Source organism: Nocardia sputorum (assembly GCF_027924405.1).
Lineage (GTDB): Bacteria > Actinomycetota > Actinomycetes > Mycobacteriales > Mycobacteriaceae > Nocardia > Nocardia sputorum.
The window spans coordinates 5,861,663-5,879,553 of record NZ_AP026978.1 but is presented as its reverse complement, the minus strand read 5'-3'; the positions used below and the strand labels follow the sequence as shown (position 1 = coordinate 5,879,553).

General features: G+C 66.9%; 1 protein-coding gene (cut by a window edge). It reads right to left on the bottom strand.

Annotated elements, in window-relative coordinates; all coding sequences use genetic code 11:
* Nucleotides 1–17,891: the 5' portion of a sigma-70 family RNA polymerase sigma factor gene (locus QMG86_RS26540; RefSeq protein WP_281875377.1), read on the bottom strand. The gene continues 15,892 nt to the left of window position 1, outside the view; the window shows 17,891 of its 33,783 coding nt (coding positions 1–17,891); the start codon lies at nucleotides 17,889–17,891; its stop codon lies off the left edge, out of view.

The following is a 17,891-nucleotide window of genomic DNA, read 5'->3' as shown; positions in this document are numbered from 1 at the left end:
AGTCCGGACTGTCGTAGCCATTCATCGAAAGCCGCTCGACTCTCGAATTCGTTCAACCAGAGGTCGAATGCCGCGAACAGCCGGTCTCCATCGCGCCGCGTCTGTACGACGCGGCTGTAGCCATTGAGCTGTCCCAACCAATCGTCGAATCGGGTCAGCGGCGGTAGCGCACCGGCCCTCCGGAACTCGATGAAATGCTGATACAGAAACCCGAATGCCTTCGCGTCCAACCAGTCGGTGTAGTCATGCCTCCGGTCGAAGCGGGAATCCCCAGGCAGGGCGCCTGCCTGCCGCCGCTCCGCGAGGTGCTCGTACCGGAAGTTTCCGTCCTCCCGCGGAGTGTCTTTCGGCGCCCGTAAGTGCGCGAGCTCGTGCCGGACGATATCGTAGACCGGGTCTCCGGTCGGCGCGTTGAGTCGGCCGGATCGGTAATTTCGTTCGAACAGCTCTCGAATATATTCCGGATTCCCGAAGTAGGTTTCGTTGAGCAACACATAGTTCTCTGGTTCGTCACCGAAAATCCGCCCAGCGGCAGCGAACGTATCACTCTCCAGAGGCAGGACCACCACCGCGTCGGGGCAGATGGCGTCGGCTTCCTCCAACTCGTCGAATATCGCTTTCCGAACCGACATCGCCATATCGACGGAAAGTTTCTCCAGGCCCAGCACCTCGATGCCGTAGGTAGCGTAGAGATCTCCGGCAATCGCCTGTTTCACGCCGCGTTCCGCATCCGAAGTGGTGCTCAGTGCACGGGATTCGGGCAGGGCAGCGGCGGAATAATTCTTCCACACGGTGGTCGGACCGGACTTCCACACTCTCGCCCGGCCCAAGGGATTGCTTTCCGCCGTCGGCGACGGTGCCCTTGGGGCGGCCGTCGCGGCGACTGTCGACGGTGGCTCGGGACTGCTCGGGCCGTCCGGCTCGTCAGCCATACCGAATTCGTCGGCGAATGCCGCTCGGATCCTCTCCTCCGCCTCGGCAAGGTATTGATCGACGAGCTGCGTTGTTATCCCCAACTTGGCGGCAGCCTGATCGGTCGACAAATCGGCCGAGCGGACCAGGTGCACAATTCGTTTGGCCAGGCCGGGATTCTCCATGCCCGACAATGCTCGGTCGAACTTGTCGGCGAATTCCACATCGGTGAACTGAGGCTCATCCGTCTGATTTATATCGCCCGGTCCGGACCTGCCCTCGACCGGAGCATCCTTCGATATCTGTCGGAGGAGCGGAAGGGCGGTGATCACCTCCTCGCGGGTGAGATTCAGTGCCGAGCTGATCTCGGCAATGTCGGGATTGGCGGTACCGACGCGATTCGCGCGAATGTATTTGTCCACCTTCGCGAGAATGCTTTGCGCTTGCGGCTTCATGCCCGGATAGCGCAACTCCAGGCGCGTCCGGATAACGGAGTAATGAGCGGCCATCAAGGCGGCTGGAAAGAAGCTGCCAGGTGGGACGAAGTTCCGGGTGGCCAGCAGAATTGCTACGGCTGCCTGTTGGGCGTACTCGTTGCGGTGTTCGGCCGGGATGGACCGGCGGGCAGCGACCTCGTCCGCGAGCCGAATGTATCGTTCGAATATCTTGTTTCGAATACTCTTTTCCTCGGCGGAACCCGGTCGCGTTGCAATCAGATCCCAGAAGAGCCGCTCTTCCTCTGGATCGCGCTCCTCGGCGTCCGTGCGCGAGTAGTAGGTCATCAGTGCTGATACGAGTGTGTCATTGGGGATTTCGAGTGCATCCCGGATTCGCCGGAGATCTTCGACGCCAGGCTTGTGGTTGTCTTCGGTGAATCCAACCCAGGCGTCAGATCTTCCAATTCTCCTGGCCAGCTCGAGCGGTGGGATTCCTCGGAAGATCCGGACGCTTCGAATCCAATCGTGTATGGAATCGAAGTCGGTGGGATGGGGAACCGATCCACTGTCGAGGTCCGGAAGGTGGTGCAATCCCCATGCGGTGGCGACATCACTCCAGCGGCCGGCGCGATGCAAGGCGCGACGGTAGATCCGCACCACGGTGAGGTCGAGTGGATCTCGCACCCCGGTCTCCAGGCTCTGGACCGCACCGGCGGAGATGCCGAATATGTTCCCGACTTCCGACCAGGACAGCCTGTTCACGTGCCGGAAATGGCGCAAATACGCGCCGAGAGATTCCGAGTCGAATGGGCTGGGATAAAGAATTGTACCTCTTGGTAGATGTGGGTAGCACTCCGAGATCTCGTCGTACAGCACATCTTCTTCGGTCGCTGTGGCCTCGAGTAGTGCAACTATGTCATCTTTTGCTGGTCTGCTCTCTCCGGATTCCCAGCGGGAGACCGTGTTTTTCCCCTTCATCAATCGGCCGGCAAGCTGTGACCGCCTCAGATTGTGGGATGTTCGACGGAATACTACATAGTCGCCGATGCGGGCATACCCCTCGGGATACGCGGGCGCTCCATCCGTGGTGAGCAGAGCAGGATAGAGCCGGGCGACATCGCGGTACAGTGCGCGAGCACCGGGAATCCGGCGCAGGGCTGCTCGAACATGCCGGACTTCGAGGTCGCGTTCCCCCCGTTCTGCCGCCTCCCAGGTGCCGGAGGCGGCGCCGACCAACTCGTCCATCCGGGCCGGTGTTGTTGCAAGGAACCGGCGTAACTCGATGTGCCAGGTCGTGGTGTCCCCATCGGGTTGCGGAACAGTCCCCACCGGCGCTGTGTCATGCCCGTTCGGGTCGATTCCGGCATATTCGAGCCAGCGGTGCAGCTGTGCCGGCTCGAGGAAATTCATCTCGGCGTAATCGGTGAGACTTTGGATCGGTCGACCGGATCCGTCGGCACGTCGTGCTCGATACCACTCCAGGAACTCGTGCTCGCTGCTGGAAAGAGCGACCCACGGAAGGTCACCATTCTTTTCGGCAATTACGGCGAGCTGGGCTCGTGAACCACGACCGTACACCTCGCGGGCATTATCCAGATGTGCTTTCACGGTCTGCCCCGTGATGCCGAGGATCGCCGCGATCTCCCGAGTCGTTCGACCGGCGGCCACCAGCGCCAGTATGTCCAGTTGGCGGGCTGTCGGTGCGGGTGGCTTCGCTCTCGGCTCCTCCGAGGGCTTTTCGTCCGGATCCTGGGCGGTCCAGTTGTGCTGCTCTGCGGAATCCCCGGCTCGAGGAAGGGCGCCTTCCTTTTCGGCGATGGCGGCAAGCCGCGCGCGGGAACCGGACCCGTACAGCTTGCGGAGGTTGTCCAGATGCTTTTCCACGGTCCGCTTCGATATGTCGAGAGCGGTGGCGATTTCGTGGTTCGTCAGGCCGGCGTCGACGAGTGCGAGTATCTGTTGCTGGCGGGCCGTCGGCGCATTGACGTTGGCCGGGGGCACCGGGGGCTCCGACGCTCGATGATCCTGGCTGGTGGATTGCGGCTTTCGCGCGGGTCGTGCGGTGAGAGGAATGGCACCGTCCTGTTCGGCGGCCGAGACCAGGTGCCACCGCGATCCTGGCCCGTAGACGGTGCGGAGGTTGTCCAGGTGCTTCTCCACGGTCCGCACCGAGATGCCGAGGAGCGTTGCGATTTCTTGGTTCGTTCGTCCGGCGGCGACCAGGACGAGTATCTCCCGCTGGCGGTCGGTCAGAGCGGCGCGGGGTGATGCCGAATCCCGGCTCGACCGATGCGTGGGGAATTCGGTGCTGCCGTGCCTGCCTGTCCGGGATTCCACCGATTCCGAGTCGAGTGCGTCGGGGTCGCCGAGGTCGATCGCGACAGGGTCGGGACCGGACGCGCGACCGGTGGTTGGCGCGAGTGGATCCAGGCGGGACAGAAGCTTGTTGAGCAGGTCGATTTCGACTTCGCTGATGCCTGACGCGGCGGCCCTTCGTTCCTCCTCGGCCTCACGACGACCGCGCTCGAAGGCGGTTTCGCCGGGTGGTGCCTGGGCGACTGCGCTGCGTCCAGCCGTATGCCGCTCACGCCCGAATGGCATCGCGCCACTCGAGTGTGCGTCACTCGGCGGTGCGGAGACGGGTATTCCGGCCAGGTGCTCTCCGAGTTGCCGGAGTGCGTTCATCACGAACGACTTGGCTGTCGCCTCATCCCGATAACCGAGACCGGACACCATGGTTTCGACCGACAGCCTGCGCGTGAAGACAGCGCGGATGATCTTCCGTTGCCGGTCTGTGAGCGTGCCGAGTGCTTCCTCCAGTTGGTCGGGGGTAGCCTCGGCGAGGAGCCGTGCCAGTTGGATGTCCGACGTGTGCTGCTCGACGACGAGAATCGAAGTCAGACGTCGAGCGGCGGCGACGGCCGGACGGACGGACGGATCCCGCGGAATTGGTTGTCTCGAGCGGAGTTCCGCCAGCAATTGCCGCTCGGCGGAGGATAGCTGGCGACTGGCCTGCGCGATCTGATCGGCAGTGGCCTCGGCCAGCACCGCGGCAGATCCCAGCTCCCTGGTCCTTGCCGCCAAGGCATGTGCCAGTGCGGAGCGGTAGGCGTCGAATCGTGCGGCGCCGTCGTCGCGGGGCCGGTCACGCCCGGGGGTGGCCGGGCTGTCGGCGTACACATCGATCCCTCTGCGCCGTGCCACCTCCAGCATTTCCGCCCAGTGCGGGGTTCCCAACTTCACCGCGATCGAACGGACGGCGGCGCCGACCTGGCGATCCGAAAGTGCCAGCACGGTGGCGATGTCGCGGTGGGAACGACCTTTCGCGACGAGGGTGAGCACGGCGATCTCGTGCTCGGTGATGCCGGGATGGGCTGTACCGGAGTTGGTTTCGGCCACGGTCGACGTTTCGGGTTCCTCCCGGCCGGTCCGCGAGGCTCCGGAGGCGATCTGTGGCGAGGCGTCCGGCAGCGGTGGCGAGACTTCCTCCGCACGCGTGATATCTGCGATCCGCAGCACACTGTTCTTTTCCTGCCGCGACAACGAACCTATGTCCCGGCCGTGATGCAGACCGTCCGCCAGCTCGAGAAACACCCAGCGCGTAGTGACACCGATCTGGTCGAGGTAACTGCGGAGTTCGGTGACCGTCAATTCGGCGAGACGACCGTACCTGGGGTCCGATTCGGTGATGCCATCGGAGCGCAGCACTGCCAGCATCTTCGCGCGGAGAGGGTGGAACCACTTCTGCTCCAGTAGCTCCCGCGCAGATTCGCGCAGGCGTTGAGCGATGTCGCCGCCCGATCTCGAGTCCGAGAGCCGGAATACATCGTCATTGATCTCCAATGCCAGCCGCACGGCGCGCGCGAGCCGTTCGCTTCGCCGCCCGCCCCTCGCTGATACCCCGAGCAGCGATAGCACGTGTCCGAACGTGTCGAGCCCGTACTGTTCCCTCAATTCCGCCGGGTTTGCGGGAGGGGCGGGAGCCGCTTCGACCGTGTCCGCGCCGGGCAGAATGCCGGCGCGGAGAGCCACTGCCACCGTCTGCGGCCGGTTGCGGGTGCCGAGTTTGTCGCGAATAAGGGCGAGCGCCTTGTCGACCGCGCTCGACGAAATCTGGAGGTCGTCCGCGATATCGGCGTTCGTATCGCCGTTCGCGATCCGCGTGAGCAGATCGATCTCGGCGGTAGTCCATCCGGGAACTTCCACAGCGGCTCGGGTGGTCTCCGGCAAGAGTCCGGTGCGGATGGCGACGGCTATCATCGCCGCCCGGTTGTGCACGCGGAGTTTTCGGCAGACACGCATCAGGTACTCGTCCACGGTGAGCGAGGACATGCCCAGCGCCTGCGCGATGTCTTTGCTGGTCTCACCGTTCGCGATCCGGGTGACCACGTTGGTTTCGTAATCTGCCAGCCATATTCGGCCGGTGCCCGGGACGGCGTCGGCAGGGTCGGCGAGCGGGAGATCGCCGATTCTTACGGCGGCAGCCACGATGCCAGGACGGTTGCGAGCGCCCAGTCTCCGGCCGACTCGACCCACCAACTGGTCCACGCTTTTCGGAGAGATCTCGAGGTCTTGAGCGATGTCGTCGCTGGTGTCACCGTTCGCGATCCGCGCGAGTACGTGGATTTCGCGACTGGTCAGCCGGAGATCTTCGCGACCAGGTGTCTCGCCGTCGGCGCGGGGACTACCGGGGAGGATGCCTGTGCTCAGTGCGATGTACACCGCTTCCGCCCGGGTACGGGCACCGAGCTTCTGGCGAACCTGGGTCGCGTAGATGCTCACGGTCCCCGGGGACAACCCCAGCTCCTCCGCGATCTCAGGGCTCGTCATACCCGCGGCTATCAACTCGAGCACCGTGAACTGACGGTTGGTGAGCCCACTATCCGTCTGCTGTGACGAGTCGGTCGCGTGCGTTTCGGCGTCTGTTATAACCTGCTCGCCGGCGTCGACCAATCTGTTGAGCGCACCTCTTTGCACCAAGCTGATCGCTGCACCACGCCGCATTGCGTCCACCGCCTCGGTGACGTGTTTGCGCTGCGTGGCATTCAACTCGAACCAGCCGTCTACCAGACCTCCCACGATGCTGTGCAGCCATTCGCTGGGCTTCGTGCCCGCATCGGCACGCCATCGGTGCGCCTCCGCGATCCCGAACGCCATGCGGTTGAGCTCCTGTGCCACCTGCAGAAGCGGCCGGAAGTCGCGGCCGACCGGCGAAGCCGGAACACCTAGCCGGGCAAGCACTTCCCGGAGTGAGGCCCGGCCGTATCGCTCGCGCAGCTCGTTGAACGCCGTCGCATCCCCCTGCCGCGCGCGCTGCACAGCGGTGTCCGGCTCGTCGGAATCACCGAGGTCGATGGCGACAGGATCGATGCGGGTGCCGGATGTCGTCGCCCGGTCGCCCTCCGACAGGGTGCTTGCGTCGACTGCCCCCATCGGCCCGTCCGGGTGATACCAGAACCCGATCTCGTCGGCCGCACTGCGCACCAGCCGCAGGTCATCGGGCGTGCCCGAGCCTTTCACCGCATCACGGACCGTGGCCTTGGCCGTGCCCGCCGCCTCGGCCAACTTGTCGCGAGGCGGCTGCGGCTTGATATGCGCGGGGACGAACTCGTTGCCGATCCAGCGCGCCGGACGAACGCGCCGCGTCACGAAGTTCGGATCGGTGAGGGCCGCGATGTCCGCGCGGTCCGGCGGTACGCCCAACTGGTGAGCCGCGGCCAGGACGCGTTGCGTAGTCTCGCCGTGCCACGGCTTCTTCGCGCCGAACCGTCCGTTGAACACACTGCTGACGTACGAGTCTCCTACACCCGCCAGCCGGGCGATATCGGCACGGTTCGGTTTCTGCTCGGTTCGGCTCGGGAGCAGGGTGAGGTAGCGCTCCGCCAGACGGCGGGTCTGTGGCGCAACGGTCTCGTCGGCGGCCAGCACCTCGGCGTGCGTGCGGGTCAGTTCGTCGTCGGCGACGCCCACCTGCCGCGCCAGCTGGTTGCGCAGCGTGTGGATCTGGACCGTGTCCAGCGGGACTGCCGCCGGCGGTTCGAGAGTGGCGCACAAGAAGGTCTCACTCGCGGCGACAAGGTGTTCCAGCTCCGGTGAGTCCGTCAGGCTCGTGATCCAGTACAGCTCGGCCAGCACCTCGCCGGTGGTCATCGGCTGGGGTGGGCTCAGGTCTGGCAACCCCAGCAGTGCCCGCAATTCCTGGTCGAGGGCCCGGCGCCGGTTGTCGAAACCGTTCTGGTCCAGCGGATCAGCCTCAGGGTCGGCGGCATCCCGGAGACCGGATTCTTCGCCGTCGCGCCGCTCCAGCTCGGCGAGCGCCCCCTCGTGAGTGGCCGCTTCCTGATCCGCATGCAGTTCGAGCTGGGACCGGATCCATCGACGCATCGCCTGACCGTCGATGCCGGTCACGGCGGTGGGCATGGCGTGTGTCTGTTCCGCGACGAGGGCGAGGGCCAGGCGCACAGCTCCCCGTGTCACCGCACCCGGTGGCAGCCCGAGGTGCTCGGCAAGCGCGGTCTGGGCCGGGTCCGAGGCCGCTTCGGCGGGCTTGGCCGATTGTGTCTCGCCGGATCCGTCGAGGTCGGCGGGGATGGGCGAGGCCTCGTGGGAGCCGGGTGTTGCCCGCCGCAGCGCGTCCGTGACGCGCGCCTGCAACTCCGGGTCCGGGGCGTCCGCGGGATCGTCGACGGCGATACCGCTGTGCAGCGCCCAGGCGACCAGCCCGGCGGTGTCGTCGATACCGAGTTTTGCACGTAGGCCGCGCCGGATGTACTTCACCAACGGCACCGAGATGCCCAGCTCTGCCGCGATAGCCGGGTTCGTGAACCGCCGGGCCACCAGGCGCAGGACCTCGGTTTCCTGCGATGTCAGGCTGACGTCGGCCGTTGGTTCGGGTATCGGTTCCGGGTGGTCGGCCGACCATGCCCGCTGCGCCGCCATCAGGAGCACGGCCCGATCCGGGGTGCCGAGCTTCACCGCGATGCTGTCGAGCTCGTTGATCACGGTGGCGTGCGATCCGCCCAACGTCCGAGCGATCGCTTTGAGTGACAGGCCTTGTGCGGCCAGCCGCAGCACCTCGGGTTCACGCCCGGTCAGTTCGGACGGGTGGGTGGCGATCCGGGATCGGAAGGCGCGCACCGTGGCCCACGACACCGCTGCCGGATCCCGGCTCGTGCCGGGTAGCGACTCGGCGAGCGCCTCCAGCCTCTCACGCTGCGATGACGGTTCCTGCCGCTGCGCCGACACCCGAATCGTGCCACGCGTGCCGATCTTGTCGGCCAGCCGTGCCAGTACGGGATCCAACCCACTGTTCGGCAAGCCGAGCGCTGCTGCGAGGGTCTCGTGTGGCACGCCCTTCGTGACCAGGTGCAGGAGCAGCGCTTCGGACTCGGTCAGCTGCACAGTCCGTGCCGTCGCGGCCGACGACTCCAGGCTGCGCGCCCGGGCCGCTAGTTCCTCGTGATCCGAGGTGCCCAGCTTGGCCTGTAGCTGGATCCGATAGCCTCGCGCTGTAGCTGCTGTAACTCCTAGCTGGTCACCGATCGCCTGATCCGTGCGACCGGCCGCAACCAGGTCGAGAACCTCGCGTTCGCGGGGAGACAGGTCGACGTGCTTCCGCGTTGCCGCGGAGTGGGGATCGCCCGGCTGGAACGCCCCCTGCCGCTGTGCCGCCAGCAGACCGGGCAGCCTGCCCTCGACACCCAACCGGCCGGGGAGCGCGGCCATGAACGTCCGCACTCGATACCGCGTCGTCGCCAGCTCGGTAGCGATTTCGCGATTGTCCAGGCCGTTCGCCGCCAGCTGGAGGATGGCGACCTCGTCCGGAGCGAATTCGGCGTCGATGTGCGGGCCGGATGGTTCGTCCAGCCATCCCTCCCGATCTGCCGCGAGGACCGCGGGAATCACACTCGGGCAGCGGAGTTTGGCACACGCATGCCGGGCGTAACTCTGGACGGTTTTGTGCGAGATCCCCATCAGAGGGCCGATTTCGGGGTACGACAGGCCGCGCGCACTCAGGCGCAATACCTCGAGCTCCCGGGGAGTCAGCCCGCCTCTGTCGGGGATCGAAGCGTCGGATTCGGTCCGATCTGGTTCCAGAACCACCTGTGCGGGAGATTCCCCGGATGCCCGGACGCGAGCGACTGCCGAGGCGAATTTGCGAATCGGAGCCCACAGCAGAGGGTCCATGTCCTCGCCGGGAGCCGGTAGCACCGCTGCGGCCGTCCGGTCCGACTGGCCCGGCCAGAACTGGCGGAGTACCCGCTGCTGGTTCGGGTCGAGCCCGGCCTCGCGGAGAGCACGCCGCAGATCCTCGGGCGCGGCGTCGGCCAGGGCGCGGGCTACCGCGTCGCTCCGTTCGGTCGACGGACCGGCGACGTAGATCGCCATGATCTGCCGCCGGAAGCTGTCGAAAGCGGCACGCCCCGACGCCTGGACCGAGCGAGGCGAGTCGGGGTCGGGTTGCGTCCGGTGCGGCTGCGCGTCGTCGGGGTCGCCGAGGTGGATCGGGGCCGGGACAGGTGCCCGCGCGTGGGACTCACTGTGCTGCTGCCAGAACTCCGGTGGGAACGCCGACCTGCCGTCAGATCGTCCGGGCACCGCACGTGATGAGTCCGTTTGGGGCCCGGGCTGTCCGGGCGTCTGCGCGGTGCGATCCCGGGTGGATGCGACCATGGCGCGGTACTGGGCCTGGAGCCGGGCCAACTCGTCGAGCACGAAACCGGTGTCGGGGTTCAAGTACGCGATTTGCTGTTCCGCGTAGTCGGCGCGGGCGGTGAGGGACATGGCGCGCCATCGCGCGGCCAGGGATGCGGACGGTCCATTCGAGGCGATGCTCGTGCCGAACCCGGACGCAGCCGGGACCGGACCGCGATAGTCCGCCTGCGCCAAGGCATTGCGCTGTTCGGCCTCCCGCAACACCTGGAAATACGGAATGTCTCGAAGCAGGGCTTGCAGGACGTACGCGGGGTGTGTGCGATCGGCCGGTGCGGTTCTGCCGAACGCATTGTTCGCCTCGGCCAGTGCTTCTGCCGGATTGAATACCGCGAGGTCACCCATTTTGGGCTCGTAAGGGCCTATTTCCGTTCCCTGCGACTCTTCACCCGCAAGTATTCGGTTGTATTCCTCTGCCTGTTTCAGCTTCTTCCTGCTGCTGCTGTACGAATCGAGCTGGCCCAGCCAATCGTCGAAATCGAGGTCCGGTGGCAGCATGCCGGCTTTTTTGAACTCAGCGAAGTGGGTGTACAGGAATCCGAATGCTCGTGCCTCTTTGGAGTCTTCGTAGTCCTTTCCCTGGACGGCTCCGTCTCGTAGATGGGCAATCGGCTTTTCGTCGTAGAGCCCCTTCCGCGCGGCTCGATCCTGCAGATGGCCCATCTCGTGACTGACGGCGTCGTATGCGGGATCGCCGGTCGGGGCCATCAGGCGGCCTGCCTGCACCGCCTTGCGCATGGTGTTCCGGAATCTCTCCGGGTCACCGAAGAGGTTCTCGTTCAGGACCATGAAGGTCGGGGCGTCCTTTTCGATGCCTTCGGGAGTCCAGATACAGGCACCGGTATTGCCGACCATGGGGGCGACCAGTACGACGTCGAGCTTGATCTCCTGCCCCGCCGCGAAACCGTCGACTATCGCATTCCTGATCGACAGAGCCGTGTCCACGGTGATCCCCGGCTTGTCCAGGCCGAGCACCTCGATGTCGAACGTCTCGAACAGCTGCCGGGCGATGGCCTGCTTGGTTTTTCGGTCGGCCTCGGCCGTCCTCGCGGAGTTCGCACGGTCGCGGCTCTCGGCCGAGGGTTTCCGTTGCCGGGCCGCCGAATCGGCCGCCCCTATTGCGATCTCCTGCGCGACCCAACCGAACAGGGTGACCTGAGCGTCGGTGAGGTCGTCGCTGCGGGATCTGGGATCGAGCGCTTCGTTGACGAGTCGGCGTACGGCGGGATTCAGGTGATTGAGGCTGTCGAGCCACGTGTTTCGCGCTCGGCCGAGCAGCCAGTCGCCGATGTCGACGCCCGGGGGGACTTGCCAGCCATCGGCTTCGGCGGCGCCGAGCGTGGCCCGGGCGACGGCGTGCGCCAGGAGCTGGATGCGCGTTGGTGGGGTGCCGTGCTCCGCATTCCCGCTGAGTACGGCACACATGGCCTGGGCGGTGGCGGGGCCGAAATGGCGGTCCAGGGCCTGCGCTGCGGACCGGTCGCCCTGCTGCGCGCGCTGCAGTATCTCGGTGCGGTCGCCGGCAGGCAGCTGGTCGAACGGGACCGTGGTGTCCGCGGCGGCCGCGAGGACGGGCTGGGCGGTCGGTACCTGCGCGACCAACTGGGCGACGGCTGCGGTGTGCGCGTCGTCGAGCCTGCGTCCTTGTTGCAGCATCGTCCCGGCGTCGGTGACGAGTTGACGCTGCGCCGGATCGAGTTGATCCAGGCTCCTCTGCAACAGATTCCGCGCGGTCTCGCGCACGTGGTCGGCGACGTCGGCGCCGATGGGGAGCCCTTGCGACTCGACCTGATCGAATGCCGCGTCGCGGACGGCCTGCGCCACCGGCAGCAACGGTGCGGCCGCCTGTCCGCCAGGTGCGTCCAGCACCTGCAGGAGGTGGCGGAGGGTGCTGTCGCCGTGCTCGTCACGCAGGGCGGGTGCGACCGGTGGGTTACCGGAATCCAGGTTGGATGCCGCCCCGGCGGCGAGGCCGGCGGCGGTCGGAAGGGGGGCGCCGTTGTGGGTGGCGGCAGGCGCGTGCGGCGTCGCATGCGGAGCCGTGGTCCCTGCGGATCGGGGAGGGGGTTGCTGGGGTTGCCGGTGCGCGGTGCCATGTGCGTCCGCGGGTGGGGCGTTGGCTTGGTTGGCGCTCGCGTACTTGGAGGCGAGCTGATTCTGCTCGACGGCGTCCTTCATCGCCGGGACGGCATGCTTCCACAGGTCGGACTCGGCGTTTCGCAGCGCCGTTTCGGTCCTGTTGAGTTCGATGCGCGTCGCCTCGGTGTTGAGGGCCTCGTGCTGTTCCTGGGCGGCCCGGTGGGCCTTGACGGCTTCCGTGTACTGGACGATCTGCCGCGTGACGCCGTGGTCGGTGACCCGGCCCAGGAAGTCCTCGGGGGAGACGTAGTGCACCGCCGAACCCGGGGTGCCACCGTGCTCCCGGTCGTCGCCGGATCCGCCACGGGCGCCACGACCATCGACCTGGTCGTTCACCCGCTCGGAGTACGACGGACCGCCGCTGACCTTGACGTCGACACCGCCGAGATCGATCACCTCCTGCGACGGCGTCGGGTCGGCGCCGCGGCCGCCGTCCTTGTTGGTGATGTAGATGGTGCCCTTGTCGCCGAATTCCTCGATCTTCTGCCTGACCAGGGCCTCCGCGCCGGCATTGCTGCCGCCGTGCTCGGCGTAGAATTCCGCGTCGACCACCTCGAACTTCAGCTCGAATGCCTCGCCGTGTTCTTCCTTCGCCGCTGTGCGGAGCAGGTCGATCAGTCCGATCCGCCCGGCATCCGGGTCCCCCCGGATCTCGCCGTTGTCCATGCACACGACCCACTGCGCACGGCCCGTTTGCTCCCCGTCGACCACATGGGCATCCCGCACGATGTCACGGGCCAGCTGGGTGAGTTTCGCATGCGTGTTCTCGTAGAATTTCGGCGGTTCCACGACCCGTTGCGAGGTATAGAAAGTCGGAAGCTCCGGCACCGGCCCTACGCCGTACAGGTCGTAGGTGATGCCCTCCACGCCCTTCATGGTCCCGGACAAACCAGACGGATCGAACAGCAATTTGCTGCCGATCAACTGCTGATCCGACATGCGCAGCGAATGTTCCTGATTCGCCCGGACCGGCAGCCCTTCCTTGAGGTCGACGAACTGACCGACGTCCTGCCAGCGCACCTCGGTCGACTTCGTCCTGTCCCACATCGCCTTGTCGTTGGTCTCGTGAGCGAGGATGCCGATCTTCGCGCCCTCGCCGTCGTCCGCCCGGGTGATGTAGTGCGTGCCCTTCTCCAACCCCCAGCGGGCGTTGGCGGCATCGGCGTACAGCTTCAGCTCCGAGTCGGTGACCGGTCCACCCGCCACCTTCTCCAGCTTGGCCACCGCCGCCGGGGTCGTTTCCGCGGCCCACATCCCTCGGGTGTTCTCCGGCCGCTTGAAATCCGCTGCCGTCAAACCGTGTTCGCGCTCTGCGGTCGTCAGCCGATTCCAGATTCCCTGCAGTTCGGCGACCACCTCGGGTGTGGCCTCCTTCGCCGCCCCGGGGGAAAGTACGCATTCGGAATTGCCGTCGAAGATGGTGTCGAATTCGTCGATGGTGAGCTTGCCCGCCGGGAACGGGTCGTACCGGAGGTCGAGGCCGTGGTCGGATGCCGCGGTATCCAGCCTCTCCTTGATCAGATCGATCGATGGTTTCGTGTTGAGGAATTCTCGCAGTGCCGTCACCTCCTGGTGCGACATGCCACTGGCCGCGAGCTCGTTCATCATCGAATCCGCGACCTTCAACGCGCGGAACAGGTAGTCCTCTTTGGTGCCCACGACGATCCGGCTACGGCCGGGTACCGGATCCGGCAGCGGACCGTCCTGATTCATCCGGACCACATCGACCCCGGTATCCGACTCCGGCCGCACCACGAATGCGTCCAACTCAGCGGCCAGCTCACCGGCCAGCAGATCACTACTGGTCCATGCATGTGCGGTGCCGTGATCGATGGCGTCGGACACCTTCTTCATCACCATGACAATGGTCTTGCCCTCACCGGTCTTCATATCGACCGGACCGTGCTCGAGCAGCAGGAACGCCGCGGCCTGCGTCTCACGCACCAGCCGATGCCGGTCGTCGCCCCGGCGAATCCATTCCGTCATCGCCGCGACGCGTTCCTCCCTGGATCCCCGCACCATCGTGTCGGCCAACGCCTCCGGTGATGCGTTCTCCAACGGGCTCCTACCGTCGGCCGTACTGCCCGGCTTTCGCAACTCCCCGATCGCGCGACCGGCATCCAGCGCCGCGCGTACCCGATCCTGGGCAACCACCTCGAACACGGCCTCGCGATCGATGAGCCTTCCCGCCTTGTAGTCGTTCATCAGCGATACACCCGCGTTGTCCGAGATTTCGACCAAGTCACGGGCTCTGGCGTGGGCTGCGGCGTCATGCTGGGCTACCGCCGCCTCGTACGCATCCCGGCACTCGGCCAACATCGCCTGAGCCTGCCGGAGCTGTTCCTGAGCGGCCCGCGCGGCTTCGACGGCCACCCGATCCTCCGCCGTGCCCGACCCGAACAGATCGCGCATCTTGTCGCCGAAGCCGACGCGGGTGGCCCGCTCATGCTCCTCCGCGACCCGTACGGCCTTCTCCTGCCGCCGCAGCTCGGCAAGGGCGGCCCGCTCGCGCTCGGCCGCCGCTTCGACACGCTGCCGGTGGTGTTCGCGCACCAGCTCGTTCTGCTGCCGCTCGGCCGCATTACGCTGCTCTACTTCGGCTCTCGCCCTCGCACGCGCGTCCGCGGCGGGGTCCTCATCGCGAGCGGTGGGCGGCGAATCCGAATCATTCTGTGTGCGAGAGGTCTCGGACTCGGGCGATCGCGCGTCCGTGTCGTCGGGGTGATCGGATTTCGTCTTCGCTTGCTGCTCACCCGCGGCATCGTCGCCCGCACGACCGCCGGGGACATCGTCTCCGCGGGTATCGGACTCGCCGGGCTTCGGTTGCGATGTTCCCGCCTCGTCGACTACATCGGGATGATCCTTGGCCTGTGGCCCATTCACGTTGTCGTCGGCCGCGCGTGCGTGCTCCGGTGCCTTCACCTCATCCGGTTGCGTGGCTCGCGCGGTTTCATCGCCTGTGGTGCCGTCAGCTGTGCGACCATGCTCCGACTCCGGTTCGGCGGAGCCGTGCGGTGTGTTCCGGTTGTCATTGTCGGGGGCGGTCGCCGACCTGGAGGGGTTGTGGCCGTCCTCGGCCGGCCCGCGCGGTCCTTCGACCGGTTCGACGGCCGGAGGGCGCTCCGCGGCGGCAGTCTTCGGGGCCGACACACGTGGCGGCCGATTGCCTCCGGCTGCAGCGGGCGAACCACCGGCAACGGGTGCGCCGGGCTGGCCGCCGGCGGCCGGTCGCGCCGGGCCACCCGACGGCTGCGCGGTCTGCCGCTGCTGCCCGCCCGCGTCCACGAGCCTGTCCCCGCCGGGGGAGCGCGGACCGGAATCACCGCGCTGTGGAGCGGGCGACGGGTCGATGGTGATCGTCGCACTCGGGGACACGTCGTGGTCCGATGACAGGCCGTCGACCGAATCCTTTTGTGCCACCGTCGGTACCAGCTCGGACACGGCCGGTTCGGGATCGGTGGCCCCGTCGGCAACCCGGGGTGCCCCCCGACCCTCGGTCGCCGGCGCAGTCGGGCTCTGTTGCGCCGATGCGTCGTGCGGATCGGCCGCGACGGGTCGCGGACCGGAGTCCTCGTCCGCTGCGACACCTCGTTGCCGAACCGATGACGACGGCCCGGCCGCCGGATCGTCGCCTCGGGCCTCCGCGATGGCGCGGCCTCGCCCGGCTGCCGGATCGTCGCCGCGGGCATCGGCGACGGCGCGGCCTCGCCCGGCCGGCCCCTCGCCCGCCGTGTCCCGGCCGCCGGGGTGCGGTCGGGCCGTGGCGGCGGCGTTGTCCGGCACCGCGGCGTGCTCCGGCGTGGAACGCGGTGCCGACGAGGTGCTTTCGGAGCCGACTCGGTTGCCGTGAGCCGACCCGGGCGTGGCATCGGCCGGTCGAGCGCTGCCCTCGCCCGTATCCATGGGGCGTGGCCGCACCGAGTGGTCGGGCCCGGCCGCAGGGTGATCATGTTCGGTGGTCTGCCGTGCGGCGCCCGCGTTCTCGGCGGTGCTGTTATCCGAGTCGTGCGGTGCTGGAGGCAGTTCCCCCTCGGCAGGAACCTTTGCGGTGCCATTGACCTCGGAATCTGCCTGTGCGGCAGGAGCCTTTGCGGCGCCACCGATCTCGGAATCCGACTGGGCGGCAGGAACATTCCGTGACCCAGGCGCCTCCGCCGACGTCGGATCCGTCCCGATGTTCGGCACGCCGACCGGGTTGACAGTGGACGCGATGGCGGCCGCGGGGAAGGTGACCGTCTTGACGGGATTGACGTTGTCGATCAGGGCGCCGGGCATGCCTGCGGGTGCTTCCCAATCCATGCTGTTGTTCGGCACGGAGAACGGCTGTTCCGGAGCCGGCTTGAACTCCTTCGGCGGCGACACATCGGGTGGTTGATTGCCTCCGTCAGCCTTCGGCGTTGTCCCTGCGGGGGTCGGATCCGCGGGTGTGGCAACGGCGTCGGAGGGTGGCTTGACGGACTTGGCCGGGTTGAGGTTGTCGGCCAACCCATTCGGCAGATTCGCGGGCTGCCAGTCGGCATTGTTCAATGGGAGTGTGGGACGGGCTGGCGCGTCCGCGGTGGCCCCAGCTTGGCTCAGCAGCGCCACAAGATTGTCGATTTGTTGTTGCTGATGGGTGGGGGAGGGGTTGTTCGGATCGAAGTCGGCGGTGACGATGCCATGCGAGCGCAGTGCGTCGACGAGCGAAGCAGGCGACGCTTCAGCCGTGGCATCCGGTGCGGCGGCGGGGACGGCGGTCGTGTCGGGAAGTGGTGCCCGGCTGCGCATTCCCTGTGCCGCGAAGCCTGCCGCGCCGATGAATCCGCTGCCGATACCGGGGATCAGGCCCTCGGTGAAGGCCTTGCGGCTGAACGGCTGGTCCGACAGCGCAAGCGAGACGGCGGTGCCGCCGAGAGCGCCGACGGCTCCGGCTCCGGCGCCGACCATGGTGGTGCCGGCGAGCTGCAGGGCCACCCGTCCGGCGGTGCTGTTGGCGTTTGCGCCGATGGTGGCGACCTTCGGCCCTGCCCAGAGTCCGAACATCATGCCGAGCAAGCCACCGGCAGCGCCGGCGGCCGTTGCCACGCCGACCGACGTCCAATCCATCTGTTCGCGATCGCCCTTGGCGACCTGAACCGCCTGGGCGCCGGCTTGGGTGCCGCCGCCCAGGGCCACCCCCATCACGATTCCGTTGCGCAGCAGCACCATCGAGCCGCGTTCCGCGGCCAGTTCCGCACCGCGTCCGGAAAGGAATGCCACGAATCTCATCCACGCGCGCTGCGCCGCGGTTCGGGTCGCCATCTGCGCTATGGCGGCCTGGATCGGACCACCGGCCGCGAACATCAGTGCGCACCGGGCCAGCTGGATGGCCAGGATCACGGCCATGCTGATGATGACCATCTTCTGCAGCTCGGTGGCGTTGGCGCTCTCGTAGAGCTGCCTGGCGAGGCTGTCGCAATTGGTGGCCAGCTGTCGGAAGCGTTCGGCCGTGCTCCGGTGCTTGTCAGCGATCGCGGTGACGGTGGCGCCGTGTTGGCCCTCGGGCGGCTTTGCCTTGGCTTCGTGATATTCGGCCTGCCCACGACACCATTCGGCCTGATCCGACCAGGCATCGGCGGCGCGTCGTTCCGCGTCCTCGTCGCCCAGCGGGAAGTGCCCGGCGACACACATCACTACGACCGGGGGGAGCCAGTCCGGCAAACGCAGCGTCAT